The organism is Prauserella halophila (assembly GCF_024171895.1).
GTDB classification, from domain to species: domain Bacteria; phylum Actinomycetota; class Actinomycetes; order Mycobacteriales; family Pseudonocardiaceae; genus Prauserella; species Prauserella halophila.
Map to the genome: position 1 here is coordinate 194,538 of NZ_JAMTCQ010000013.1, position 25,514 is coordinate 220,051.

At 66.2% G+C, this 25,514-nt stretch carries 21 protein-coding genes; 13 read left to right on the forward strand and 8 right to left on the reverse strand.

What is annotated here, in order from left to right:
* Positions 1-475: 475 nt before the first annotated feature.
* Positions 476-1,360, reverse strand: coding sequence for an AraC family transcriptional regulator (locus tag LY41_RS20215; RefSeq protein WP_253865758.1), 885 nt, complete (start codon positions 1,358-1,360; stop codon positions 476-478).
* Between the two features lie 132 nt (positions 1,361-1,492).
* On the opposite strand from LY41_RS20215, the gene LY41_RS20220 reads away from it, so the two are divergent.
* Both LY41_RS20220 and LY41_RS20225 read left to right on the forward strand, forming a co-directional pair.
* Positions 1,493-2,284 (forward strand): DsbA family protein, encoded by a 792-nt coding sequence (locus LY41_RS20220; RefSeq protein ID WP_253865759.1) that lies wholly within the window; start codon positions 1,493-1,495, stop codon positions 2,282-2,284.
* Positions 2,285-2,433: 149 nt separating this feature from the next.
* Entirely contained in the window at positions 2,434-3,084 is a 651-nt protein-coding gene (locus LY41_RS20225; protein ID WP_253865760.1) for an NAD(P)-dependent oxidoreductase, read from the forward strand.
* 422 nt (positions 3,085-3,506) lie between these two features.
* On the opposite strand, the gene LY41_RS20230 is transcribed toward LY41_RS20225, so the two are convergent.
* The 4 genes from LY41_RS20230 to LY41_RS20245 form a co-directional block, all read right to left on the reverse strand.
* Complete coding sequence (locus LY41_RS20230) at positions 3,507-4,571, reverse strand: arginase family protein (RefSeq protein WP_253865761.1); 1,065 nt, start codon at positions 4,569-4,571, stop codon at positions 3,507-3,509.
* Positions 4,507-5,487: a ketopantoate reductase family protein gene (locus tag LY41_RS20235; protein WP_253865762.1), complete on the reverse strand. Its 981-nt coding sequence runs from the start codon at positions 5,485-5,487 to the stop codon at positions 4,507-4,509. Before LY41_RS20235 ends, LY41_RS20230 begins: the two co-directional genes overlap by 65 nt.
* Positions 5,488-5,645: 158 nt before the next feature.
* Positions 5,646-7,100, reverse strand: a complete 1,455-nt coding sequence (locus LY41_RS20240) for an MFS transporter (RefSeq protein WP_253865763.1) — start codon at positions 7,098-7,100, stop codon at positions 5,646-5,648.
* 11 nt (positions 7,101-7,111) lie between these two features.
* Positions 7,112-8,503, reverse strand: coding sequence for an amidase family protein (locus LY41_RS20245; RefSeq protein ID WP_253865764.1), 1,392 nt, complete (start codon positions 8,501-8,503; stop codon positions 7,112-7,114).
* Between the two features lie 403 nt (positions 8,504-8,906).
* Here LY41_RS20245 and mdlC point away from each other — a divergent pair, with 403 nt between their 5' ends.
* Both mdlC and LY41_RS20255 read left to right on the forward strand, forming a co-directional pair.
* Positions 8,907-10,535 (forward strand): benzoylformate decarboxylase, encoded by a 1,629-nt coding sequence (gene mdlC / locus LY41_RS20250; RefSeq protein ID WP_253865765.1) that lies wholly within the window; start codon positions 8,907-8,909, stop codon positions 10,533-10,535.
* A 69-nt stretch (positions 10,536-10,604) separates the two neighbouring features.
* The gene (locus LY41_RS20255; protein WP_253865766.1) at positions 10,605-12,098 is read left to right on the forward strand and encodes an aldehyde dehydrogenase family protein; all 1,494 of its coding nucleotides are present in this window, start codon (positions 10,605-10,607) and stop codon (positions 12,096-12,098) included.
* Positions 12,099-12,458: 360 nt separating this feature from the next.
* Here the strand turns inward: LY41_RS20255 and LY41_RS20260 are convergent, their stop codons facing one another.
* Positions 12,459-13,367: a LysR family transcriptional regulator gene (locus tag LY41_RS20260; protein ID WP_253865767.1), complete on the reverse strand. Its 909-nt coding sequence runs from the start codon at positions 13,365-13,367 to the stop codon at positions 12,459-12,461.
* A 668-nt stretch (positions 13,368-14,035) separates the two neighbouring features.
* Between LY41_RS20260 and LY41_RS20265 the strand changes: the two genes are divergently transcribed.
* The 8 genes from LY41_RS20265 (at position 14,036) to LY41_RS20300 (ending at position 23,101) form a co-directional block, all read left to right on the forward strand.
* Positions 14,036-14,875, forward strand: a complete 840-nt coding sequence (locus LY41_RS20265) for a cytidyltransferase (protein ID WP_253865893.1) — start codon at positions 14,036-14,038, stop codon at positions 14,873-14,875.
* Between the two features lie 520 nt (positions 14,876-15,395).
* On the forward strand, positions 15,396-16,328 hold the full coding sequence (locus tag LY41_RS20270) for a LysR substrate-binding domain-containing protein (protein WP_253865768.1): 933 nt from the start codon (positions 15,396-15,398) through the stop codon (positions 16,326-16,328).
* Positions 16,329-16,431: 103 nt separating this feature from the next.
* Complete coding sequence (locus LY41_RS20275) at positions 16,432-17,622, forward strand: cytochrome P450 (RefSeq protein ID WP_253865769.1); 1,191 nt, start codon at positions 16,432-16,434, stop codon at positions 17,620-17,622.
* A gap of 30 nt (positions 17,623-17,652) precedes the next feature.
* A complete protein-coding gene (locus tag LY41_RS20280; protein WP_253865770.1) occupies positions 17,653-17,979 on the forward strand; it encodes a 2Fe-2S iron-sulfur cluster-binding protein in 327 nt (108 codons plus the stop codon).
* Complete coding sequence (locus tag LY41_RS20285; RefSeq protein WP_301297384.1) at positions 17,957-19,225, forward strand: NAD(P)/FAD-dependent oxidoreductase; 1,269 nt, start codon at positions 17,957-17,959, stop codon at positions 19,223-19,225. Before LY41_RS20280 ends, LY41_RS20285 begins: the two co-directional genes overlap by 23 nt.
* 25 nt (positions 19,226-19,250) lie before the next feature.
* Positions 19,251-20,450: a cytochrome P450 gene (locus tag LY41_RS20290; RefSeq protein WP_253865772.1), complete on the forward strand. Its 1,200-nt coding sequence runs from the start codon at positions 19,251-19,253 to the stop codon at positions 20,448-20,450.
* Between the two features lie 80 nt (positions 20,451-20,530).
* The gene (locus LY41_RS20295; RefSeq protein WP_253865773.1) at positions 20,531-21,928 is read left to right on the forward strand and encodes an MFS transporter; all 1,398 of its coding nucleotides are present in this window, start codon (positions 20,531-20,533) and stop codon (positions 21,926-21,928) included.
* 144 nt (positions 21,929-22,072) lie between these two features.
* Positions 22,073-23,101, forward strand: a complete 1,029-nt coding sequence (locus tag LY41_RS20300) for an AraC-like ligand-binding domain-containing protein (RefSeq protein WP_253865774.1) — start codon at positions 22,073-22,075, stop codon at positions 23,099-23,101.
* Here the strand turns inward: LY41_RS20300 and LY41_RS20305 are convergent.
* Complete coding sequence (locus LY41_RS20305) at positions 23,080-23,382, reverse strand: EthD family reductase (protein ID WP_253865775.1); 303 nt, start codon at positions 23,380-23,382, stop codon at positions 23,080-23,082. The genes LY41_RS20300 and LY41_RS20305 overlap by 22 nt on opposite strands.
* Positions 23,382-24,641, reverse strand: a complete 1,260-nt coding sequence (locus LY41_RS20310; RefSeq protein WP_253865776.1) for a styrene monooxygenase/indole monooxygenase family protein — start codon at positions 24,639-24,641, stop codon at positions 23,382-23,384. The genes LY41_RS20305 and LY41_RS20310 overlap by 1 nt, the downstream gene beginning before the upstream one ends.
* Before the next feature lie 333 nt (positions 24,642-24,974).
* On the opposite strand from LY41_RS20310, the gene LY41_RS20315 reads away from it, so the two are divergent.
* Positions 24,975-25,475, forward strand: a complete 501-nt coding sequence (locus LY41_RS20315; RefSeq protein ID WP_253865777.1) for a flavin reductase family protein — start codon at positions 24,975-24,977, stop codon at positions 25,473-25,475.
* The last annotated feature ends 39 nt before the right edge of the window (positions 25,476-25,514 follow it).

Below are 25,514 nucleotides of genomic sequence, written 5' to 3' on the forward strand. Positions count from 1 at the left end.
TGCAGGGCACGAGCGAAAGCATGGTCAAGGCCCCGCTCCTACACGGATGCTCGCGATGATCTGCGAGGCCTGATGCGCCGCTCCCGCCGTGCCACTGCCACAGCATGTGGCCGTACAGATCACGACACCAGCTGTTGCTTTCACTGAGTGGAAGATGCGTTGCATCCCCATCCCGCCCGCCTGGTGGCGCCGGACCGATTCGACAACGGCGATGTCGATCGACGTCTCTTCGAACGTCCTGACTGTCAAGCTTCTCAGGACGCACTTGCGGCCGGGTCGCGGTTCCATCGAACCCACCGTGGTGGTCGAGGCCCTCAAACCCAGCGGGGCACCTACCGGACCAGCGACGCTGAAAGCGCCCTCCGGCTCTGGAAGGCGACGTGTTCGGACACTTGTGAGAGCCAGTGGTGAACCAGGTCAATCGTGATCGCGGGCGGACCGAGTCCGAGTCCGGATCAGGAGACCCGTCAGTACATCACGAAGCCTGGCCGGTGCGCTGCGCCGCACGAAAGGCCGCCGGTGTGTGGCCCGCACGTTGAACGAAATACTTGACGAAATTGCTGGCATCATGAAACCCCAGCCGACTGGCGATCTGGGCCACGGAATCGTCCTCGTGGGCCAGGAGCCGCTTGGCCTCGAGAATGATTCGCTGATCGATGAACTCCTTGGCCCCCATGCCCACTGCCGCCAAAGTGGCTCGTCTCAACGTACGCGGCGAGTATCCGAGGGTGTGGGCGTAATAGCCGACCTCTCGGTGATGTGCGAACCGGGCCTCCACAGCGTCGCGGAACACTGTAAAGGGCTCCCTGTGCCCCTCGGTGGGGCTGCCGAGCAGGCTTTGGGGGTCGGTGAACGTGAGCAGTAGTGCGGATAATAGGTGGCGCAGAATGGCATGGCGGGCTGAGCTCGTCCTGGGGATCAGATCGTATTCGTGTCGCAGATGACGAAGTGCGAGGTCGGCGCCTTCAGCGCGGTCTCCCGCGAGGGACCACAGGGTGCGGCCGTGGGGGTTGTCGAGTCCGATGTCGGTGGCGGTCGGTCGATCCACGAACTCCTGCTTGAAGAGCACCACCGCACCCGCGACCTCACCAAGGTCAGCGAAGCGTTGCACCTGTCCTGGCCGGACCCACAGCCAGGCACCGTCACCCACGACGTATTCCCGGAAGTCGACGGTGTGTATCAGAAGCCCACTCTGGACATGGACGATGAGATGGAAGCCGGGTCGCTCGGTGCGGCCGCCGACACCTGCTCGACGCATCCGCCGGTCGAGTTCAGCCAGGGACAGCACTTCCAGTGGATCGCCCCTCGACGGTGGCTCGTACAGCACCGGCTCGATGGCAGTGAATCCCTCGTTGACCATGGGCTCGTCCTTCCACCTCCTCGGTTCGCCGCACCAACCCGGCTACTTCCGAACGAAGGCTGAGATCAATCAGCGGGAGGATCTCGAGCGGCGCTCCTCCACCCGGCGGTTCGAGTAAACCCTCGACACCTGATGTCCGCTTTTGACCATACGTCGTCCTCTCCGTACCTCGTTCGCGGCGCCCTCGCTTCCTACCATAGAGAGTGTCCGGAAAAGACCGCACTACTGGGGCCGGTGGGCGATCACCGCCTGTCGGCAGCAACCGCACTGCTCTCCCTGGAGTCCATTATGAACCATCTGGAACTGACCTACGCTTTCGATGCCTACTGCGGCTGGTGTTACGGCTTCGGGTCGGCTGTGAGGGCCCTCGCGTCCGACAACGCCGACCGGCTCACCATCCGCGTCCTCTCCGGCGGCCTGTTCTCCGGGGATCGCGCACAGCCGATCGGCGCCTACCCGCACATCCCCGGTGCCAACAGGCGGATCAGCCAGCTCACGGGGGTGGAGTTCGGAGCAGGCTACGAGCGCGTCTTGTCCGAGGGAACGGTGGTGATGGACTCCATGGACGCAGCCACCGGGCTGGTGGCACTGCGGCGCCAGCAGCCGGACGCGGCGCTCGATTTCGCCGGCGCCATGCAGCGAGCATGGTACGTTGACGGCCGCAGCCTGTCGGATGTCGCGGTCTACCGCGACATCGCCGCTGCCCACGGGATCGACGCCGACGTCGTGGCGAAGGACCTGACCGATCCGGCGGTTCGCGTCGAGGCTGAACGCGACATTCGCGAGCTGCGCCGGCTCGGGGTCGACCACTACCCGACCCTCCTGCTGCACACCGGCAACGGCGTGCAGCAGCTCGGCGGGGCGGTCTCCAGCGCCGCGACGCTCAACGCGGCTCTCGACCAGCACCTCGCACGTCACCAGTAACCCGATGCCGGTGCCTGTCGGGTGACCAGGCGGCGTCAACTGGAACGCAGGACCACACCGACCAACCCCGACTGGACCACGAGGTCCCCGCCACCGATCCCACTGTCAGGCGCACTGGCAACCTGCCATCAACCGAAGGAACGCACATCATGAGCAACATCGCAGTCATCGGCGCCAACGGCACCATCGGCTCCGCCATCGTCGGCGAAGCCCTCGATCGCAACCACACCGTGACAGCGGTGGTCCGCGACCCCGCCAAGGTCGCCGCCGAGCACCCCAACCTCACCATTGAAACCGGCGATGTCCTCGACCAACAGGCCATCACTCGTGTCGCCGAGGGCGAGGATGTCGTGGTCAGCGCCATCGGCGGTGGCGACGGGCCTGGCCACCTCGCCACCATCGCTCCTGCCGCCATCGCGCTCACCGCCGGTCTGCGCGATCTCGGCGATCAGAAACCGCGGCTCATCGCCGTAGGAGGTGCCGGTTCGCTGTACACAGGCGACGGTAATCAGGTGTGGGACACGCCCGGCCTGCCGGAGTTCCTGCTCCAGATCATGCACGCCCACGGCGAGGCCCTCGACTACTACCGCACCGTGGACGACGTCGAGTGGACCAATATCAGCCCAGCAGCGAACATCGCCCCCGGCACGAGGACCGGCACCTATCGAACTGCCCTCGACGAACTCCTCGTGAATGATCAGGGCGAGAGCACCATCTCGGTCGAGGACTACGCCGTCGCAGTGGTCGATGAGATCGAGACGCCGAGGCACATCCGCCGGCGGTTCGCCGTCGGCGACTGAAGCGTGAGCCCGCGTCGACCGGACGTCGACCGGATCATGCGGCCGCTGGTTCGTTCCGCAGGAGACCGCTCTGCGGAACGAACCAGCGGGCTACCGGCTACCGGCTCAGGTGACGGACCGGATGAGCCGAGATGGCCACTCGCTCATCCGACACTCGCGTGCCGAAAGGCTGAGGCACACGTTCCGGCACGCCATGAGAGTCGGAAGTCCGCCGAGGACGGCTGCTGTCGCGGTAAGGGACGTGGTGGTGTACAACACCGACGGCGGGCTTGCAGATATGTCCGCGCTCCTCGACGCAAGGCTGGCCGCCGGGAGTGCGGTGTCGGATGCAGCGCTTGGGCCGGACCCGATTCGCGGACGAACCTTCTTGGGGATCGAAGGCCACGGTGCTCTGCGGGGCCGACCGGGTCCACTGAGGACTTTCAAGCACGGCTCTTGAGCGCGGATCGCGCGAGGTCGGTCAGCAGAGGGACGAGTACGGCCGGCGCGCTCGGGTCCACCGCCACGTCGTAGGAGGTGAGGCTCAGTGCCTCGATTCTCAGCTCGCCCGCGGCACGCTCGACTGCCCACCGGACCTGGTCCGGTGAAGGACCTCCCGTAGCCGCATGGAGATTGCCCCGCATGTACGAAGCATCGATGACGTCCGCGTCCACATGGACGTACACCCGGTCCACGTGGCGCCGCAACGCCGTCAGGGCCTCGGCGAAGGTCTTCTCGAAGGTCGAGCCACGCATCGCGACCGGATCCACGAGGTGACCGATCCCCCGAAACTCCCTGTCCCGAGGATCAACGAAGGAAAGGTCGTGCAGCCCGACCTGCATGATGTGGTGCTCGGGCATCACGTGGAATCCGTCGATCCGCTCGCTCCACCGTTTCCAACACCGACCGGCGATGACCGAGACCGGCATGCCCTCGAACAGACCGTCCGGCGACGTCTCCGGTGTCTCGGCATCGTGGTGTGCGTCCAACCAGATCATCCCGAGCGCCGGGTCGTCGAGTCCGCCGACCGTACCGATCGAGCTGTTGCAGCCGCCGGCCGCGACAACTGGGAAGAGTCCACGGCTCTTGGCTTGCCTGACAGCGGCCGAAAGCCCGTTGTTCTGGACGAGCTGGCGCACCATCTGATCGCCCGGGGACAGTGGTCGACCTCCTGCGTCGCTGCTCTTCGCATCGTCGAGGTCGTCGAGCCACACGCTCTCGGTGGGCCCGAAGGCGCTGTCGAAGGCTTCGGGAACGGCATCCGGGCCAAGGAGCACCTCCGGACCCCGCGCCATCTGGTAGCCGTGGTCGTCGCTGCGGCGTCCGAACTGGTACGGCAGCCCGATCAGGTTGATGTCTGACATACCTGAGTGGTCCCTTCGTAACGGGTCAGCCGCCCTCCACCTCGCCGTGCCACAGGTCGCCGAGATCCGGCGAAGCCGATTACGAGCCGCAGACGTGTGGCGACCGGCCGGCCGCAGAGTTGTGCGACCAGGTTCGACCTGCACGGACGTCCTCGCAGAGCCTCGCAAGAATCGGCGTCCGAAGACGGTGGGCACGAGCGAGTTCGACGACGGCTCCGCCGATCGACTCGACCTCCGTCGGCCGGCCGTCCAGCACGTCACGGAGCATCGAGGTCTGGTGTTCCCCATGGTCGCGATAGGCCGAGCGGATCGCATCGTGGACAGCGGCTTCATCCACCCCCACGCCTTCCGCGCGTGCCACAGAGACCACTTCGGAAACGACCCGTTCCACCAGCGATGCGATGTGGTCGTCTGCCCCCATCTCCCCGACCGTCCTTCCGGTCACCGCGCTCGTGAGGTTGAGACCAGCGTTGAATGCCAACTTCTCCCAGATCGATACGTGGACATCCGGTACCCCGACGATGTCGAAGCCCGTGGCCGACAAGACGGAACGCACAGCCGCGACATCGGAGATGCCGTCCATCGCCCCCATCACCACGCGGCTCTCCCTTGTCGAGTGCACGAGGCCAGGGCGGACCATGTCGGACGGGGCGGTGGTCACGCCGAGGACGACCTGCGCGCTCCCCAGCGAACGCCGCAGTAGTGCCAGATGCCCGAGGCCGTTCTGGAGCGAGACGACTGCGGTGTCAGCGCCGAAGATCTGCGGACACGCTTCCATCGCAGGGCCGAGGTGGAAGGACTTCGTGAACAGGAGAACCATATCCGCGGGTCCGTTCGCGTGCTCCGGCAGCGAAGCGGTGACCGACGCGTGATGCTCACGGCTGTCGAGGACGACGGTCACTCCGTTGCTCGCCAGCACCTCGACGGTCGTCGGGTCGACATCGATGAAATGCACGTCCTTACCGGCAGCGGCGAGTAGTCCTCCGAACAGTTGGCCCATTGCCCCTGCTCCCAGTACTGCGATTGTCATGAGGTTCGCTCCATCCTGAATCGGTACCACGACGTACGAGGCTCACCTGTCGTCACGAGCCGCGCGCCCATTTCCGCTGGCCGGAAGGGAAAGGTCGGAGTCGCTCGATCCCGCGCACTTGACCGGGACTTGCTGATAACCGAGGCGGTCCGCAGAAGGTCCGGATGCACGCACGAGCGGACGGACGGTCATGAACGTCGTCCTTCCCCGCCTGTTGCGGCGCCCTCTCCGGACGGTTCAACGGAGTCATTGCCGGCGTCCGTCCGGAAGACGTGTCCCGCTCCGCCCTCGCCGGCGTGCTGTTCGACTTCTGCAGGCGACGTGACGCCTTTGAAGCTGTTGTCGGGAAACCCCGTGAAGTAGGAGTCCCGCAACAGCAGGAGACTCGAGAGGGAGATGAGCACGAAGGCGATCACATACCCCCCGATCGACAAGGAGGTACCGGTGGTCTGCAGCAACCATTCGGCGATGGCCGGGGCGAAGCCACCGCCGACAATCCCCCCTACCGCGTAAGGCAACGACGCCGCCGTGTAGCGCAAACGCGTGGGGAACAGCTCCGCGAACATCGCACTCTGCGGACCGTAGGAAAGACCCAGTGCCACGGCGAGCACGAACACGCCCCCGGCAAACGCGATGATCGAGCGGGTGTCGACGAGCATGAACATCGGGACGATCCACAGCCCCATCAGCACGTACCCGATAGCCATCATGCGTCGGCGGCCCAGTCGGTCGGACCAGAATCCGCCGAGGACGGTGGCGCCGATCCAAATCAGAGCCGCCAGCATCAGCACGAACAAGGTGACGCCTGAATCCATGTTCAGGCTGTTGGAGGTGTAGGACAGCAGGTATCCGATCAAGAGGTAGCCAGCGAGGATGTTGGCCACGAAAGAGCCGGCAGCCAGGATCATCTGCCACCAGTAGCGCTGCAGGGCGTCTTTGAGCGGAACGCGCAGCTCGGAGGACGATTCTTTGAATTCGGTGAAGGCTGGACTCTCGGAGATCGAGGTGCGGATTTTCAGGCCGATCACCACGAGCAGGACACTGATGAAAAACGGAACGCGCCATCCCCAAGCCGCGAACTGTTCCGGAGTGGTGAGGAGCTGCACCAGGAAGAACACGCCGGTGGACAGGACGAGGCCGGCTGGGGTGCCGATCTGGGAGAAGACTCCGTAGAAGCCGCGTCGTCGGGCGGGGGCGTATTCGATGGACATCAGGGCAGCGCCACCCCACTCACCGCCAGTGCTGAGACCTTGCATGAAGCGGAAGATGACCAGCAACAGCGGAGCGGCCACGCCGATCTGGTCGTATGTGGGCAGCACTCCCATGCCGAGGCTGGCAAGGCCCATGAGCGCGAGGGTTCCGATCAAGGTGGCCTTGCGCCCGTACCGGTCACCGAAATGGCCGGCGATGATCCCGCCCAATGGGCTGGCGATGAAGCTGGCCGCGACCGAGCCGAGCGACACGATCAACGCATTGGGGCCGAGCGCTCCGAAGTACTGGGTGCTGAAGATCAGCCCGGCAGCGGAGATGTAGGCGAAGGACAGGTACCACTCGATGGTGGAACCGATCCCGCTGGCGAGCCGAACCCGGAACAGCTCGGCAGGAGTCGGCCCGGAACGCGCCGATGGAGTACTCGTGCTCATGATGTGGTCCTTCAGGAAGCGAAGAGGCGATTCGGGACAGGTACGAGATGGTTAGGAGAGGTGGTATCGAGGATCTGCGGCGCCAGTTGTGCGGCGAGTACCAACAACCGGTCGTCGTCTCCGGGCGGGCAGGTCAGTTCGATCCCGACAGGGAGGCAGGAGTCGGGCCCTCGGCCCGCGGGCAGGGAGATTCCGGGTAATCCGAGGGTTCCGCCGAAGTCGCCATGACGGATGAGGGTGGCAAAGGTCGGCACCGGTCGACCGTTGAGCTGGATGGTGTGCTCCTCGTCCAACCCTGGCGCGACCACCGGAGTAGTCGGGAAGATCAGCCCTGCGGCTCCCGCGTCCCGTAGCCGGGACACGAACTCCTCCTGCAGTGCGTGGCGTGCGAGAAGGGCCGCTTGATACCGCGCGGAGGTGGCCGACCCGAGGCCGGTACGTAACGCACTGGCCACATCGGGCAGACAGACCTGATCGAGGACGGCCGCGAGCGAGATGCCCCCGTGCTCGTCGAAGTAGCGCTGCAGTGCCTCCTCTGCCTCGCCCCACACGAGGGCGAAGGCGATGTCGTGGGCTCGATCGATGAGGTCGTCGACATCCACGGTCACGATGCGGACCTCGCGCTCTCCGAGCCGGTGCAGTGTGGCGGCGAGGACTGCGGACACATCGGAGTCGAGATCGTGCCGATGGGACGGACTGATCCCGAGAGTCACCGGCGATGTGGAACGTCCCGGTTCGTGAGCGCTCCGCCCGGATAGCACGGCGTCCACTGCAAGGATGTCTTCCATGCTCCGGGCGATGGGGCCGGCCGTATCCCGGGTCGGGGCAAGTGGAACCGTCCCGCCCTCGGGATATCGGCCAACAGAGGGCCGGAAACCGAGGACGCCACAGAGGGCTGCGGGAACCCGAACGGAACCGCCGGTGTCAGCACCGATACTGATCGGGGCGATGCCCAAGGCAACGGCCGCGGCGGACCCGCCACTGCTGCCGCCACTGATCCGCTGCGGGGCCCATGGGTTCTTGGGCACCCCGTGCAAGCCGCTGTGCGAGGTACCGCCCAGGGAGAGTTCATGCATCACGGTCTTGCCCGCAACGACCGCTCCGGCCTCCACCAGTCGCTGGACCAGCGGAGCATGCCTGGAAGCGATGTTGTCGGCCAAGGCAGGGGTCCCGGCGGTCGAAGCCACCCCGGCGACGTCGATGCTGTCCTTCACCACTACAGGCACCCCGGCCAGGAGCCCGTCTTGGCCCGTCTGCTTGATCGGATCCGCGAGCAGGGTGGTCAGCGCGTTGTAGTCCTGGACCTGTTCGCCCCGATCGTGCAGGGCCTGCCGGTATTCCTCGGCATCCAATGCGCCGTCATCGATCATCCGGCGTGCCTCAGTAGCGGTCAGGTCGATCATCTTTCCGACTTGATCAGGGGTCGGTGACCGCCGCGGCTGATTCCCTGTCATCGGAGGGGCCAGCAGGAGATACAGCCGCTCCCAAAGGCCGTTCCGCACCAGCGGAGTTCCCGTTGGCCGAGGAGAGCACGCACGTCTGTGTGAAGCATGTCATCACCGTATAAACCATCTTCCAATCAATCCACTAGATATTTCTAATCCTCTCGATAAAGAGCCTCTATTCGACCCCTTTGTGGCGCCGTACCCGCGCATCGCCAGCCCATCGAGCGGCACACGCAGTGCACCCAGCCCCCGTGGCCCGTTCTCATAAAGTCCATCTATTACAGATCGAAAATCTGTTTAGTGGATTTATTGCCTCTTCGGCCCTACCGTCGGTCGCAGAGGAAGGGAGCCCACAACAACCATGACCAGCTCCGCGCAGGATCCGTCCCCCAATCCGATCCAGTCGACAGTGAAGGAAGCCACATACGAACTGCTGCGGCAGAACGGGTTGACCACGATTTTCGGGAACCCGGGCTCGAATGAGCTGCCGTTCCTCGGGGAGATGCCCGAGGACTTTCGGTACGTGTTGGGGCTGCACGAAGGTGTGGTGATGGGCATCGCCGACGGGTACGCCCAAGCTTCAGGTCAGGCCGCCTTCGTGAATTTGCATGCCGCCTCAGGAACCGGCAATGCCATGGGTGCACTCACCAACGCCTGGTATTCCCACACTCCACTGGTCATCTCCGCCGGCCAGCAGGTCCGCTCCACCATCGGCATGGAAACCATGCTGGCCAACGTCGACGCGCCCCTGCTTCCGCTCCCGTTGGTGAAGTACAGCGCGGAACCGGCCGCACCCACCGATGTCCCTCGGGCGCTGGGGCAGGCCATCCATACGGCGAACCAGAATCCGAAGGGCCCCACCTACGTCTCCATCCCTTACGACGATTGGGACGTCGAGGCCGGACCCGTCAGCGAGCACGTCGCCGACCGGATGGTTCAGGCCGCCGGCGCACCGACGGCCTCCCAGCTGCAACACCTCATCGCGACCCTGAGTTCAGCGAACAGCCCGGTGCTCGTCCTGGGGCCGGACGTGGACGCCGCTCGCGCCAACACTGACGCAGTCACCCTGGCAGAAGAGCTGAGCCTGCCGGTGTGGGTCGCTCCCTCGGCTCCCCGGTGCCCCTTCCCCACCGGCCACACGAACTTTCGCGGCGTCCTCCCGGCCTCGATGGACGGAATCTCGGCTCTGTTGGATGGACACGACCTCATCGTCGTGATCGGCGCCCCGGTCTTTCGATACCACCAGCACGAACCCGGCGACCTCCTTCCGGCCGGGTCCCGACTGCTGCACATCACCTGCGATCCCGCTGAAGCAGCACGAGCCCCCATGGGTGACGCCCTGGTGGCCGATATCGCCGAAGTGCTGCGGTTGCTGGCTACCGAGATGCCGGCAGCCGGACGCCCACCGCTGTCGCGGCGTGTGATCCCGTCCGCCCCCCAGTCGGTCGGTGAGGCCCTGGCTCCGGAAACCGTGTTCGATGTCATCAATGCGGTGGCCCCCGAAGACGCCGTCTTCGTCAACGAGGCGACCTCCACCGTGGGAGCGCTGTGGGATCGCGTGGAGATGCGTCACCCGGGTAGCTACTTCTTCCCCGCGTCCGGCGGACTGGGCTTCGGCATGCCGGCCGCAGTCGGGGTGCAACTGGCCTGCCCGGACCGGCGGGTGATCGGGATCATCGGAGACGGATCGGCCAACTACGGAATCACCGCGCTGTGGACAGCCGCCCGGGAACGGATTCCCACCGTTTTCATCATTCTCAACAACGGCACCTACGGGGCGTTGCGCGCCTTCGCCACGCTGCTCGAGTGCGGGGAGACCCCGGGGCTGGACGTGCCCGGAATCGACTTCTGCGCCCTGGCCCGCGGATACGGGGTGGCAGCGACACGAGCTCCGACACCGGAAACCCTCGAGGAGGAACTCACCACAGCCTTGCAATCCTCCTCCCCCACTGTCATCGAGGTCTTCACCACGACCATCAGCCCGTTCTGACCTGAACCAGCACTGGACGACGACCGCAGCGCAACGCCGCGCACCGACGCATCTTCTGGAAGGACCGCCATGAGCATCGAGATCGAAACCGCCCCTGCTCAACAGACCGAGTGGGTCCCGCAGCAGCAGTTCATCGCCGGCATCTGGCGGGACGGCAGGTCCCAGAGAACGCTGGGCCTGACCAACCCTTACACCCAAGACGCGCTCGGATCCGTCCAACAGGCCTCCGTCGACGACCTCGAAGAGGCCTACCGGGCGGCCGCCGCGGCACAGGCCAACTGGTCGGCAACCGCCCCGATGTCCCGCCAGGACATACTGTTCCGAGCGGCGGAGATCTTCGAGACCCGCAAGCAGGAGATCATCGACTGGCTCGTCGCGGAGTCCGGCAGCACCGTTCTCAAGGCAGAGGTGGAGGTCGCCGCCGCCCGCGCAATCACCGTCGAGGCGGCCTCCTACCCCTACCGGGCTCACGGCCGCATCCTGGAATCCAACGTCCCTGGCAAGGAGAACCGCGTCTACCGCGGTCCCTTGGGGGTCGTCGGGGTCATCAGCCCCTGGAACTTCCCCTTGCACCTGTCTCAGCGCTCGGTCGCCCCGGCCCTGGCGTTGGGCAACGCGGTGGTACTCAAGCCGGCCAGTGACACCGCGATCACCGGCGGGCTGCTCCTGGCCAAGATCTTCGAGGATGCCGGCCTGCCAGCGGGTGTCCTCAACGTGGTGGTCGGCTCCGGCAGCGAGATCGGCGACGCCTTCGTGGAGCATCCGGTTCCGGCCCTGATCTCATTCACCGGCTCCACGCCGGTGGGTCAGAACGTCGGCCGGATCGCCGCCAGCGGCAAACATCTCAAGCACGTCGCGCTGGAACTCGGCGGGAACAGTCCGTTCGTCGTTCTCGCCGATGCCGACCTCGACCAGTCGGTCCGAGCCGCGGCCATGGGCAAGTTCCTCCATCAGGGACAGATCTGCATGGCTGTCAACCGGATCATCGTCGAGGACGCCATCTATGACGAATTCGTTCGCCGGTTCACCGACCACGTGCGCACCATCAAGGTCGGGGACCCGGCCGACCCTTCTACCGTGGTCGGTCCGGTGATCAACCGCTCCCAGCGTGACACGCTGTTGGAGAAGATCCGCACGGCCAGGGCAGAGGGCGCCCATGCGGTCCTGGAAGGCGAGGTGAGCGGCAACGTCGTGCCCCCACACATCTTCACCGACGTCACCGCGGACATGGAGATCGCCCGCGAGGAGATCTTCGGTCCCCTGGTCAGCATCCAACGGGTGGCGGACGAGGCAGAGGCCTTGTCGGTAGCCAACAACACCGAGTTCGGGCTGGCCAGCGCTGTCTTCACCGGCGACCTAGAGCGGGGAGTCGCCTTCGCCCGAAACATCAAGGCCGGCATGACTCACGTCAACGACATCCCGGTCAACGACGAAGCCCACGTCTCTTTCGGCGGAGAAGGAAACTCCGGGCTGGGCCGATTCAACGGCGAATGGGCGATCGACGAGTTCACCACCGACCATTGGATCAGTGTCCAACGCACTCCCCGCCAATATCCCTTCTGAAATCCCTGGCCGCCGGTGTGAGACAGGTGTAGACAGGCGTAGCCACGGGTTCGTGCCAGTGCTTCGGTACAGGCACGGCCACCCTGCGAGGAAGCCAGCCGCCCCGTCGCCCGCGCCTGTCGTGCTCTGCACATCCGTACGTGCGTCGCCTCATGCCGAGTCCTGTCAGGCCGCACTGCACGGTGGTCGTATGCACGACCCAGCGCCGGGCCCGCGACACGCGGGCGGCGGGCCCGGCCCTTCAACTCTCTCGAGGGAAAGCCATGGACGAAAAGGTCCCGAATGCGGTTCCCGGACGGGGCCGCCCAGTACACGACGCGGCGGGGCGAATGTGATCACTCACAGTGCCGGTCCGGTCTCTCAGGTCGGCCGCCCCTGGGACCCGGCCACGGCGCGAGTCAGCACGTCGAGAAACCAGGACAGAGCAGTCGAGCGAGTCGGGGTGTCCTGCCAATAGAGATTCACGTCGAAGCTGCTGATCTCGAAGGGCAGTTCCTTGACCACCACTGGCCACAACCGTCCGAACAGAGTGGCGACTTGAGAAGGAACAATCACCGCCAGATCACTGTTGGCCAGCACTCCGGGAAGCACCGCGAAATGGTGCACTCGAAGGTTCACTTTCCGTTCCACACCCATGGCACGGAGGGCAGCATCCACCTGGTAATGCCCCGTGGATTGGTCAATGACCACGTGCCGCAACTCGCTGAACTCCTCGATCGTCATCGTCGGCCCGGCCCCGGCCAGTCGTTCTGGCAGCACACACACGTAGCGCTCCGCAGAGATGATGTTCCGGCGTGCCTTGCCCGGGAATTCCACGCTGGCGATGGCCGCATCGATCTCCCCCCGCTCCAGCCACTCGGGTACGCGGTCGACCTGCATGGGCACTACTTCCAAGGCGACACCGGGAGCCTCGCTCATCAGTTGATCCACGAGTGCGGGCAGGAACGTCAGCTCGCCCAGATCCGACAGGCACAACCGGAAGTTTCGGCGCGAGGTTGCCGGGTCGAAAGAGGTGACGCTGTCCACGACCAGATCGATCTCGTTCACCGACCGTTTGAACACCTCGAACAGCTCAGCAGCCCTGGCCGTGGGAATCATCCCCTCCGGATTCCTGATAAACAGGGGGTCGGCGAGCTGCTTGCGCAACTGAGCCAATGCATAGCTCACGGCCGGCTGCGATACGGACAACGCTTCTGCCGTGCTGGTGAGGCTCTTCGTCTCATAAATGAGATTAAATATCCTGACGAGCCGCAGATCGAGGGTGGACACCCAACTGATGGTACTCAACGGAACTCGATCCATCCCGGGACCATTCCAGTCCGGGATGACAGCCGGTAATTCACCACGAACAGGCTGCGCACGACATGGGCGTCGAGGACGCTGACGACGCGAACGTTGCGGCACGGATGATCTCGTCCGCGCATCAGGGGCACGGCCGAGAACAAGACGTTCTCCGCGGCCGGAGCTGCCGCCGCTATCTGCTTTTGCCTGGCACAGGCGTTGTCGTGTCCCCGAGATCGAGTCGGCCAGCCGCAGGACATCCATGACTGCGTGTTAGAGGTGGCGGGCCCGCTGGCATCCCGCCGACACTCCACTGCTCTGAGAACCGACCGGGCAGTACGACCCCGGAGGGCACGTCCCAGTCCTGATCCGCAAGCGGCATCCGGGCCGCGTTGCCTCCGATTGCCGCGACCGGTACGGGAAGAGCCATCGCACATCGCCGGCACCCGCTGAGCGCGTCACGGGCTTCCACTCCTGGGGCCGCGGACAAACACCGTGCGGTATCCGGACGGCGCCTGCGCGATCCGGATAGCCCAGCACTCCCCGGCGACCTAACGTGACCGCGGCGGACACGGCGTCGGTATCCGCCGGCAACCGACGGTCGCTCAGTCCGCGCACGTCCGGTACGCCGTTGGGAGTAAGCCGTGATCCGGGAAATGCATCGACACAGCGCGGTGTGGCATGGAATCAGCGAGGTGCCCGCCGACTGGCCAGCTTGCGCCGTCGCCCTCGGAGTCTTCGACGGTGTACACCGCGGGCACGCGTGGTTGATCGAGAACACGCTTCGCGCTGCCCGCAAGTCCGGCCTGCCTACGGTCGTGGTCACCTTCGATCCGCACCCGGCTCAGGTACTCGGCCTGCCACGCGACACCTCGGCGCTGAGCACTGTCGACCGACGAGCGGGGCTCGTCCGAGAGCTCGGCGTCGACCGCGTGTGCGTCCTGCCCTTCACTCATCAACTGGCCAGGATGAGTCCCGAGGAGTTCGTGGAGCACATACTGGTCGACGTACTGCACGCCACGACCGTCGTCGTCGGTGCCAATTTCACCTTCGGTCACCGAGGCGCCGGCAACGTCGAGACGCTCCGCCACCTCGGCCACCGCCACGGATTCACCACGCACGGCGTCCACCTGCTCCCCACCGACTCGACGCGGTGCTCCTCGACCCACATCCGGGAATGCCTGGGACGCGGCGACATCCGCTCGGCCACCCGCGCACTCGGCCGCCCGCACGAGGTGGAGGGCATTCTCTCCCCCAGCGGCGAAATCGCCATCGCGACAGGAACAGCGCTTCCTCATCCAGGTCACTACGCAGGACTGATCTCCGGGCGCACCGTCGACCTTCTCGTTGCCCGAACGCCGGGGAGCGATTCACCGACCTTGCGGCTGTGCTCACCGGACGCACCCTCGACAGCCCGGACGCCTGTCCGAGTTCAATTCGTGGACCGCCTCGCGCTTCGTCCGGAGTCCGGCATCGCGTCCGGCAGACATCAATGAGCTGCGGTGGGGCGTGCGGGCACTGCGACTGCGCACCGGGCGACGCCGCAAGCTCGGACTACGTCTGGTCCGCGGGATCCGATTCCCGATCCGGCGACGGCGTGGATGTGGAGCTTGTCCAAGTTCCGCTCACCGATACACCGGGACCGTTGATGACGGTCGTGCCCGAACGGCCCCTTGTTCGCCTCGACCGTATGCAACGCGGTCTCTGTAGGGCAGACCGTCACAGCGGCGCCGGCACCGACGGAGCTCGCCGGATCGACACCCGAATCTCGACCTCGCGAGCGGGGTCGAGAATATGCAGGTCACAAGGGTGTGCCGGGTCGGACCCGAACCGACGGCCCAAGGACTATGAGGCATCCGGCAGCGGCTTGCTCAGCGATCTGGTCGACGATCGAACTGCCTGCTCACGCAGCTCGGACGAGTAGCGCTCCGACGTACGCGCCGACATGACTTCCGGCTAGTGTCGGTTCCACACTGTGCTTTCAAAGATGAAGCCGACCGGACACCTGAGGTTCACATGCCGAGCTATACGCTGCGCCAGCTCGAGTACCTTGTCGCCGTCGCGGATGCGGGGTCGATCTCGGCGGCCGCGAGCGCACTCCACGTCACGCCGACAGCCGTCGCCTCCGCGATCACCGAACTCGAACGCACGCTGCACACGCAGCTGATGGTCCGGCGCAAGGCGCACGGAGTCGTCCTCACCCCGACCGGGACGTTCCTCTACAACCGTGCCACCACGCTGCTCCGAGACGCCGACGAGCTACAACTGGCCACGGCGAGCGGTGGAGCCGAACTGGTCGGTCCTCTGGTTCTGGGCTGCTACGCGACGCTGGCGCCCACCATCGTTCCCACGCTGATGCGCTGGGTCGCAGAACACCACCCTTCCGTCGACTTGACCGTCGTCACCGGTAGTCAGGCCGAGCTGCCACACCGGCTGCTCACCGGTTCGCTGGACCTGGCGGTCGGCTACGACATGGGTCTGCCGTCGGGACTCGACTCGGCCGTACTGTACGAAGCGCCGCCGTACGTGCTCTTGCCGGAGGATCATCCCGCCGCGTCAGCAGAGTCGGTCAGCCTGGCCGATCTCGCCGCGGAGCCGATGATCCTGCTCAACTTCCCGCCCGCCCAGGAGCACACGCTGATGCTCTACGCGGACGCGGGCGTCACGCCGAACATCGTGCAGCGGACCACGGACTTCGAGCTCACCCGCTCGCTGGTCGCACACGGCTTCGGATACACGATTCTCATCCAGCGGCCCACCTCCCCCACGACCTACGACGGCATGGCCCTCGCCGTCCGCGAGATCAGCCCCTCCGTCCGGCCCGCCGTCGTCCGCATGATGTGGCCCCACGACGTGCGGTTGACCGACCGAGCGAGTGCTCTTGTGGACTTCGCCCAGACGAACGGGCATCTGCTCGACCCGCGCACCCGCCGGACCGGACCGCCGTGAACCAAACCTGAAGTTCGGTCCATGCCAATCTTTCGGAAGTTTACTTCGGTAGGCGGTCGAATTCACACTTCTGACCAACGGAGTCAGAAGGGACACGTCAACGATGACCGTGGACACGACACACCCTCGATCCATTCCCTCGGCGGACTGGGTCACCATCCCCGATCTCTACGCGGACCCGTACCCGATCTACCGACACCTCCGCGCCGAGTCGCCCATCCACTGGGTTCCCGCAGTCGATCGTTACCTGGTCATCGGGTACGAAGCCTGCCACACGATCGAGCTCGACCAAGAACGCTTCACTGCGGACGAGACCAACTCGCTCATGAAGCGTTCGATGGGGCACAGCATGCTCCGCAAGGACGACCCGGAACACGACGTCGAACGTAAGGCCTACGGCGGAGTGCTCCGCCCCAAGGCGATCAAGCAGCAGTGGACCAGGGTCTTCGAGCAGAGTTTCTCGACGTATCTGGGACGGCTCCGCGAGGCCGGTCCCGGCGCGGACCTGGTGACGGAGTTCGCCGCGCCGTTCGCCGCGGAGAACCTCCGCGTGATCATGGGTTTCGAGAACGCCACGCAGGAGGACCTCCAGCGGTGGTCGCAGACTCTGATCGACGGGACCGGGAACTACGCCGACGATCCCGACGTGTGGGCCGCGGCCGAACGCTCGTCCCACGAAGTCGACGTGGCCATCGACGAGATGCTGCCGATCCTGCGCGATCGTCCGAACGGCAGTTTGTTGTCGGCGCTCGGCGCGTCCGGGATGCCGCTGGAGCCGCTGCGGGCGAACTTCAAGATGACGATCGGCGGTGGACTCAACGAGCCTCGGGACGCGATCGCGACGACGGCGTGGGCTCTGCTCAGCCACCCCACCCAGCTCGCCTCCGTGGTCGCCGACGGCCGCTGGTCCGATGCGTTCGAGGAGTCGATCCGGTGGGTGGCCCCGATCAGCATGTACCCGCGCGAGGCCACCCGGGACACCGAGCTGTGCGGCCTGCACATCCCCCAGGGTGCGCGCCTGGGTATCGCGATCGGTGCGGCGAACAGGGACCCGGACGTCTTCGTCGACGCCGAGTCCTACGACATCGACCGACCCAGGAAACCCCATCTCGCCTTCGGCGGGGGCAATCACTTCTGCGCGGGAGCCTGGGTCGCCCGCGCCTCCGTGGTGAATGTCGCCCTGCCGGGTCTGTTCCGCGAGTTGCCCGGCCTGCGGCTCGATCCCGACCGGTCCGCAAGGTGCGGCGGCTGGGTGTTCCGCGGCGTGACGTCGCTGCCCGTTCTCTGGGACTGACCGCCGAATCCGATCTTTCGAGGAGTTCCCATGCCCAAAGTGATCTTCCACCACGACAACGGCGAGACCGATGTCGTCGAATCGCCCGACGGCACCTCCGTGATGAAGGTGGCTCTGCAGAACGCCGTCGCCGGCATCGTCGGCGAGTGCGGCGGCCAGGCCATGTGCGCGACCTGCCACGTCTACGTCCGCGACGGCTACCTCGATCGGTTGCCGGAGATCAGCGAGGACGAAGAAGAGATGTTGGAATGCACGGCCGCATCGCGGGACGAGACCCACAGCAGACTCGGGTGCCAGGTGGTCCTCGGCCCGGATCTCGAGGAGGTCGAGGTCGATGTGCCCGGCTCACAAATCTGAAGCGGCCACCACGAGCGTTGTCGTGATCGGCGCAGGCCACGCGGGCGTCCAGACAGCCGAGGCCCTCCGAACCATGGGCCACACCGGCCCGCTGACGCTGGTCGGTGACGAGCCGGCCCTGCCCTACCAACGGCCACCGCTGTCGAAGGAACACCTCGACATCGCCGACGCCGAACCGCTTCCCTTACGCGGCACGCAGTTCTTCACCGAGCAGCAGATCCAGCTGTGCACCGGCGTCACGGTTACGATGATCGACCGGTCGAGCAGCAGGGTTCACCTGTCCGACGGCCGCGAACTGCCCTACGACTGCCTCGTGCTCGCGTGCGGTGCCGCGAACCGCAGCCTGCCGGTCCCCGGCTCCGACCTCGACGGTGTCCACTCCTTACGCACCCTCGCCGATGCCGAGGCCGTACGGGCCGCGATGGCCGGATGCGAATCCGCACTCGTCGTCGGGGCCGGGTTCATCGGGCTCGAATTCGCCGCAGCCGCCCGGAAGCGCGGCCTCCCCGTCACCGTGGTGGAGGCTGCCGAGCGACCCTTGGGCCGTGCGCTGTCGGCCGAGATGGCCGAGCACATCACCGAGGCTCACCGCAGCAACGGGGTCGACCTGCGGCTCGGTGCGGGCGTGACCGCCTTCCTCGGCGACAACGGTCGAGTCCGCGGCGCGATCGGAACGGACGGCACCGAGTACACCGCCGACCTGGTCCTCGTGGGCGTCGGTGTCGTCCCGCGGGACGAGCTCGCCGTGCAGGCCGGGTTGGCGGTGGACAACGGGATCGTCGTCGACGAGCACCTTCGCACGAGCGACCCCGACATCTATGCGATCGGGGACTGCGCCAGCTTCCCGCATCTGTTCACGGGCACCCGAGTTCGTCTCGAGTCGGTGCAGAACGCCACCGACCAGGCCCGGCACGTGGCGGCGGCGGTTCTGGGCCGAGAGGACCCCGGCGGATATCGGGAAGTGCCGTGGTTCTGGAGCCACCAGGGGCAGCTGAAGCTGCAGATCGCCGGCCTCCGATCATCCGACGACCGTGCCCTCGTCCTCGGCGACCCAGCCGACGGCAAGTTCTCCGTGTGCTCCTACCGCGGGCAGCGGCTCGTCGCAGTGGAATCGCTCAACCGGCCGGCCGACCATATGGCCGCCCGCAGGCTGCTGGCCGAGGGACGTTCGCCCGCACCGGAGCAACTGGCCGATCCCGACTTCTCGTTGAAGACCTTCGCCAGAGCGCTCGCACCCACCCCCTGAGCACATCACACCACGAGGAACCGCCATGACGACGACCACCACCGAGGCGCCCATCGCCGATTGGGTCGATCCCGCGGACCTGATGCTCGACCCCTACCCCACCTACCGACGACTCCTGCGCGAGGCACCCGTTGCCTGGGTACCCGCACTCGGCAGATACCTGGTGACCTCGTCCGCGGCCTGCCGTGCCATCGAAGAGGACCAGGAGACGTTCTCCGCGGCAGTGCGCGGCGGCGGCGCGACCATGGCCAGAGCCATGGGCGCGACCCCGATGCTGCGCAAGGACGATCCCGACCATGCCCGGGAGCGGAAAGCGATCAACACATCGCTGCGCCCGAAAGGCCTGCGGGCGTACTGGGCTCCGATCTTCGAGCGGAACGCCCGGAATCATCTGGAGACGCTGCGCTCGTACGGCCCGGACGAGTCCGATCTCAACCGTGATTACGCAGCCCCGGTGGCGTCACAGAACCTCATCGACCTGCTGGGACTCGAGGGCGTGACCGTCGATGATCTCCGCCGGTGGTCCCACGCATTCGTCGCAGGCACCGGGAATCTGCTCGACGACGCAGAGATATGGCGTCGCTGCGACGCAGCCCAAGACGAAGTCGACTCACTGCTGAACGAGCTCATCCCGTTCTACCGCGAGGCTCCCGACAGATCCATCACCTCGGCGCTGATCGCGAGTGGTCTTCCTGCCGAGCAGGTCGCCGCGAACGTCAAACTGGTTATTTCCGGCGGCATGAACGAGCCGCAGCACGCCGTGACGAACGCGGTGTGGGCGTTGTCCCACCACCCCGAGCAGCGCCGCCGTGTCCTTGCCGACCCGTCCCTGTGGGCGGTGGTGTTCGACGAGGCTGTCCGCTGGCAGTCACCGATCGGTATGTATCCGAGGGAGACCACCCGGGCGGTCACTCTGCAAGGAGTACAGCTCCCGGCCGGAGCACCCGTCGGGGTGGTCGTCGGCGCGGCCAACCGCGACCCGGCCGCGTTCGCGCGTCCCGACGAGTTCGACATCGACCGTGAGCGCAGGCCGCACCTCGCGTTCGGCAGCGGCGTACACCTCTGCGCCGGCCACTGGGCCGCCCGGATAGCCATCGGCGAAGTCGCCGTCCCGTTGCTGTACGAAGAACTCCCCGGCCTGGGCACCGACCCGAGACGGCCCGAGACTTGGGACGGCTGGGTCTTCCGAGGTTTAACGGCACTGCCCGTGACCTGGGACGCGTGACAGCGGGTCCCGCGCATTCCCTTCCACCGTCTGCCGGGCCCACCGGCGGCATCGTTTCGCCTCAACGAAGAGGAACAGAAATGACAACATCCCCACCCACTGCAAGTACGTCAGAACAGAACTCACGGCGAGTCGCCTTCGCGACAGTCATCGGTACGACCATCGAGTGGTACGACTTCTTCATCTACGGCACGGCCGCCGGCCTCGTGTTCACCCAGCTGTTCTTCGCTCCGGCGGGCTCGGAGATCGGACTGTTGCTGTCGTTCGCGACCGTCGGCATCAGCTTCGTCTTCCGGCCGTTGGGCGCGTTTCTCGCCGGCCACTTCGGCGACCGCATCGGCAGACGGGCCATGCTCGTCATCACCCTGGTGATGATGGGCGGCGCGACGGCCGTCATCGGCCTCCTGCCGACCTACGAGGACACGGGCGTGCTCGCCCCGATCCTGCTGCTGGTCCTGCGCATCCTGCAGGGCATCTCCGCCGGTGGCGAGTGGGGCGGTGCCGTCCTGATGGCCGTCGAGCACGCGCCACCGCATCGTCGCGGTCGCGCGGGAGCGTTCCCGCAGATCGGCGTACCGCTCGGGATGCTCCTCGCCTCCGGTGTTACCGCGTTGATGACCGGCGTGATCGCGCCCGGACAAGCCTTCCTCGACTGGGGATGGCGGGTCCCGTTCCTGCTGAGCGCGGTGTTGATCGGCGTAGGATACGTGGTTCGGCGCTCGGTTGACGAAAGTCCGGTGTTCGCCGAGATGGCAGCGAAAAAGCAGCGGACCAAGGCTCCGATCATCGAGCTGTTCCGCAGACATTGGTTGCTCATCGTCCTCGCTGCCTTCGTCTTCGCGGGAAACAACGCTGCGGGGTACATGACCACCGGCGGCTTCATCACCAACTACGCCACCGACCCGGAAGGAGAGGTCGCGCTCGAGCGAACCCCGGTGCTGCTGGCCATAACCGGGGCGGCGGCCCTGTGGACCCTCACGACATTCCTGTCGGGCATCATCGCCGATCGATTCGGCCGCAAACGCACCTACCTGATCGGCTACGCCAGCCTGATCCTGACCGTGATCCCGATGTTCGCCCTGGTCAACACCGGCCGCATCTGGCCGCTCTTCCTGGGCCTCGCGCTGTTCACCGTCGGACTGGGCCTCGCGTACGGCCCTCAGTCCGCCTGGTACGCCGAGATCTTCCCGGCTTCGGTGCGGTTCTCCGGGGTGGCCATATCGTACGCACTCGGCGCGATCCTCGGAGGTGCGTTCGCACCGATGATCGCCACAACGCTGGTCCAGGCGACCGGGAGCATCTACACGGTCGCCGGCTACCTGCTCGCCATGTTCGCACTCGCCGTCCTCGCCTGCGCACTCCTGCGGGATCGCTCGGGAATCGACCTCGGTGTCGACAACCAGGCCGAGCAGGAGCGCGGCGCAACCGTGTTCTCGGCGGCCCGGTCCTCGGCCGACGAACCGGTGCACGTGCGGTAGGTCCTGGCCGCCCGCCAGAGGTGGATCTACCTCGTCGACGGGGGCCGCCCCGCGGGCTCGGCGTTCGCCGAGCCCGCGGGGCCCGGCCGGGCGCGGTACTGTCCGGGTTCAAGCGTCGGCGTTGTCGCTACGGAAGGAGCGTGCATGACCGGATCACCGGTCGCAGGTGTGCGCCGCGAAGGTCCCCTGCCCCCGGTTGCGTTCGCCACCGAGTCGGTGCTCGCGTGGCAGCGTGTGGTGTCGTCGTCGTTCGTGCCCCTGGTGGTCGACGACCTCAGCGACGGACGGTTCGCCGGCACCATTCGCGGCCGGGTCATCGACGGTGTGTTCTTCTCCCGACTGCAGGTCAGTCCGCACGAGGTACACCGCACACCGGCGCTCATCGGCGCCTCCGAGAGGTTGTTCTACAAGATCATGCTGCTGGTCGACGGCCGTGGCGAGCTCGTGCAGGACGCACGCAGCGCGACGATGGTGCCGGGAAGCGTGAGCGTCTACGACACCGCGCGGCCGTACGATCTGCGCTTCCCGGATCACGTGGACGCCGTCGTGATCATGTTTCCGCGCGATCTGATCGACCCGAGCCCGGACCACGTCCGCGCCATCACGGCGATCTCACTGGGCCCCGAGGAACGGCTGACGAGGCTGGTCGCCCCGCTGTTGACGGAGATCTCCAGTGACTTCGGCGCACTGGAGGGGCCCGTCGCCGCGCGGGTGGTGCGCACCGCCGTGGATCTGATCTCTGCGCTGCTGAGCACCGCAGCCCTGGCACACACCGCGGAGGGTGACCACGAGCACCTGTCGCTGATGCTACGCATCCGCCAGTACATCACCGACAACCTGGGCGACGCCGACCTCAATCCGGACAGCATCGCCCGGGCGGTCTACATCTCCACTCGCCACCTGCATGCGCTTTTTCACGAACAGGGCACGACCGTCTCGGAGTGGATCCGCGAACAGCGCATCGATGCGATCCGCCGGGAACTCGCCGATCCGCTGCACGCCAACCGGTCGATCGCCGACATCGCCACCAGCTGGGGCTACCCGGACGCGTCCCACTTCTCGCGCACGTTCCGCCAACGGGTCGGGGTGTCCCCCAGCGCGTTTCGCCGCGCCGCACGGGAGCCCCAGCGGCGCGGCGAACCACGACCGGCTCAGGGAGAGGCCACTGGGTAGTCGAGCACAATCGCGCCACCGGTGGCGTAGTTCGGCACATCGGCCTGCACGGCTTCGCCCTCCGGTGAGGACAACGCGGCCGCCAACGTCTCGGCGTCGGGGAAGTCGGCTTCGAACACGGCGAAATAGGTCTCTTCCGACGCCGAACGGACAGCGAGGCTGTAGCGCCAATCGAGCAGTCCCGGCAATTGTGCAGCCAGCGGCAGGTGCGTGTTCTCGTAGTACGACCGAAACGCCTCGGGGTCGGTCGGATGCGGATAGAGAACCAACAGTTTGTGCATCAGTGCGCCTTCACTTCGGTGGGGTCCTGGCCGATCTCGGCATGTCGGGCGATCGCGGCGTCCACTCGCTCGGGAGTGGCCACGAGGTCGCCGTTGCGGTGAGGATAGCTGAAGTTCTCGGTGAACTCGTCGCACAACGTGCGCATCTGTGCCATCGCGCCGATCAGTTTCTGCAGATGTGGCGGTGTGGGCGTCTCGATCATGGTGTTCACCCACGTGCTCAGTCCGTCGACGCGTTCCCTGCGCCGTAATGCGACCTTCTGTGCGAAACGCTCGTCGACCACGCCGTCCTCGATAATCGCGTCTGCTGCCACCTGTGCCTCGAACGACGCGGAGTTGGCACCCTGCCCGGTCACCGGGTCCACAGTGGCGTGCGCGTCGCCCAGGGCCAACACGACGGTTCCGTCCCCGAGGAGCCGGTAATCCTCACGCACCACCGGGCGCACCGCGCCCTGCAGGATATCGCCGGGACGCATCAAGGCGAACCGGGATTCGTCGATGCGTTCGTGGACCGTCGGGTGGTGCTCCTTCAGCTTCTCCAGGGTGAGCTTGCGGTATGCCTCGGGGTCCTCGGACTGCTTCTGCGTCATCAGCACCTCGAGATCGCCACCAGGCACGTTCTCGCACAGCAACGCACTGGCCCAGCCGTCGAAGGTGGTGATGGGCAGGTCGAGCAGTTCGCCGTGGCCGGGCGAGATGCTCATGGTCACCGAGCGTGGTTCGGTCTGCGCCACGCCGTCCCAGAAGCCCACGGCCAGATGCCGTTGCGGCTTCGCATAGGGCGAGACGTCGGGCCGTTCGCCGAAGTACTCGGCGAACGAACGTTTTCCCGCAGCGACCACGATCAGGTCATGCACGCGCGCGAGCTGGTCGAAGTCGGCCGGTTCGACCGAGCGCTGTTCGATGGTGCCGCCGCGCTCCTCGTACTCGGCCATCAACCGCGGCAGATAGATCCGGTAGTCCAGAACCCGCGACGGGCGCAGGAAGTCACCGCGGAACACGGGAGGACCGTCCGGAACGTTCAGGTGGTGGTAATGCACCTGGTAGCCGTACTCGTCGACCGGCCAGAAGTTCACCCCCATCGCGTTCTCCCTGGCGATGGTCGGCGCGTGGTGCGAGACGCTGTTCTGCGGCGGTCCCGACGCGATCTGATCGGCGGTCTGGTTGGTGTAGATCCGGGTGCGGACCCCGGCCTGCTGGAGCAGCAGCGCGAGGTGCAGCCCCGCCGTGCCCGCTCCGATGATCCCGATGTCTGGCATCTGCGTCTCCTCGTTGAGCCGTGCCGTGGTAGCGCCGACGTGGTCGGCCGCAGTCATCCTGGCGTGTGGAGCGCGCCTCAGCACAGTCTCACGCGCCGCTGTTCGCTCAGGTGCAGAAGCGGTGCACTGGCTGTCAACTCGCCGCGCCAGCCCCCGTGCGATGCCCGGGGCGCACTATCCAACGGACGCACGAGTCTGTGCAACCACGGCAAGGGAGCGGAATCGGGGTAGCGGCCGTCACCTCCGGTTGCGGACGCTGCTTGACGTCGATGTACATCCGGCGCCGAGCCCACCGCATGTCGGCGACCCCGAAAAGACGAGGAGCGATCGATGATGACCGCACCTTCCACCTCCGCTGCCGCCTACGAGGACCCGGCCGAGCTCGCGCTGGTGCTGCGCGGCTGCCTCGGCCGGTTCGCAACCGGTGTCGCCGTGGTCACCTTCGACGGCGTGTCGAAACGACACGGGTTGACGGTCAATTCGTTCACGTCGGTGTCGCTGGACCCGCCGCTCGTGCTCGTGGCCATCCAGCGTTCGGTGCGTGCACACGCACTGCTGAGTGGCAGGCCGTTCACGGTCAACGTGCTCGGCGCCGACCAGCGCGACGTCGCGATGCACTTCGCGGGCAAGCCGAACCTGGAGCCCGACTGGGTCGAAGGTGCCCACGCTCCCCGGTTGGCCGACCCTGCCTCGTGGTTCGAGTGCACGCCCTGGGCCGAACACGACGGCGGCGACCACACCCTGTTCCTGGGCCGGGTCGACCATTTCGGCCATCGCAGGGGCGACTACCTGGCTTTCGTCGACGGTGGCTTCGTGACCATCCCCGAGGCATGAACTCACGGAAGTCCCCGGCACGCGGTGTGCCGGGGACTT

Coding starts and splice junctions, on each gene's coding strand:
- LY41_RS20265 (WP_253865893.1), top strand. CDS start 14,036: ATGCATCGACACAGCGCGGTGTGGCATGGAATCAGCGAGGTGCCCGCC.
- LY41_RS20305 (WP_253865775.1), bottom strand. CDS start 23,382: ATGCACAAACTGTTGGTTCTCTATCCGCATCCGACCGACCCCGAGGCG.
- LY41_RS20280 (WP_253865770.1), top strand. CDS start 17,653: ATGCCCAAAGTGATCTTCCACCACGACAACGGCGAGACCGATGTCGTC.
- LY41_RS20275 (WP_253865769.1), top strand. CDS start 16,432: ATGACCGTGGACACGACACACCCTCGATCCATTCCCTCGGCGGACTGG.
- mdlC (WP_253865765.1), top strand. CDS start 8,907: ATGACCAGCTCCGCGCAGGATCCGTCCCCCAATCCGATCCAGTCGACA.
- LY41_RS20295 (WP_253865773.1), top strand. CDS start 20,531: ATGACAACATCCCCACCCACTGCAAGTACGTCAGAACAGAACTCACGG.
- LY41_RS20270 (WP_253865768.1), top strand. CDS start 15,396: ATGCCGAGCTATACGCTGCGCCAGCTCGAGTACCTTGTCGCCGTCGCG.
- LY41_RS20240 (WP_253865763.1), bottom strand. CDS start 7,100: ATGAGCACGAGTACTCCATCGGCGCGTTCCGGGCCGACTCCTGCCGAG.
- LY41_RS20220 (WP_253865759.1), top strand. CDS start 1,493: ATGTCCGCTTTTGACCATACGTCGTCCTCTCCGTACCTCGTTCGCGGC.
- LY41_RS20290 (WP_253865772.1), top strand. CDS start 19,251: ATGACGACGACCACCACCGAGGCGCCCATCGCCGATTGGGTCGATCCC.
- LY41_RS20315 (WP_253865777.1), top strand. CDS start 24,975: ATGACCGCACCTTCCACCTCCGCTGCCGCCTACGAGGACCCGGCCGAG.
- LY41_RS20255 (WP_253865766.1), top strand. CDS start 10,605: ATGAGCATCGAGATCGAAACCGCCCCTGCTCAACAGACCGAGTGGGTC.
- LY41_RS20215 (WP_253865758.1), bottom strand. CDS start 1,360: ATGGTCAACGAGGGATTCACTGCCATCGAGCCGGTGCTGTACGAGCCA.
- LY41_RS20225 (WP_253865760.1), top strand. CDS start 2,434: ATGAGCAACATCGCAGTCATCGGCGCCAACGGCACCATCGGCTCCGCC.
- LY41_RS20300 (WP_253865774.1), top strand. CDS start 22,073: ATGACCGGATCACCGGTCGCAGGTGTGCGCCGCGAAGGTCCCCTGCCC.
- LY41_RS20310 (WP_253865776.1), bottom strand. CDS start 24,641: ATGCCAGACATCGGGATCATCGGAGCGGGCACGGCGGGGCTGCACCTC.
- LY41_RS20285 (WP_301297384.1), top strand. CDS start 17,957: ATGTGCCCGGCTCACAAATCTGAAGCGGCCACCACGAGCGTTGTCGTG.
- LY41_RS20245 (WP_253865764.1), bottom strand. CDS start 8,503: ATGATCGACCTGACCGCTACTGAGGCACGCCGGATGATCGATGACGGC.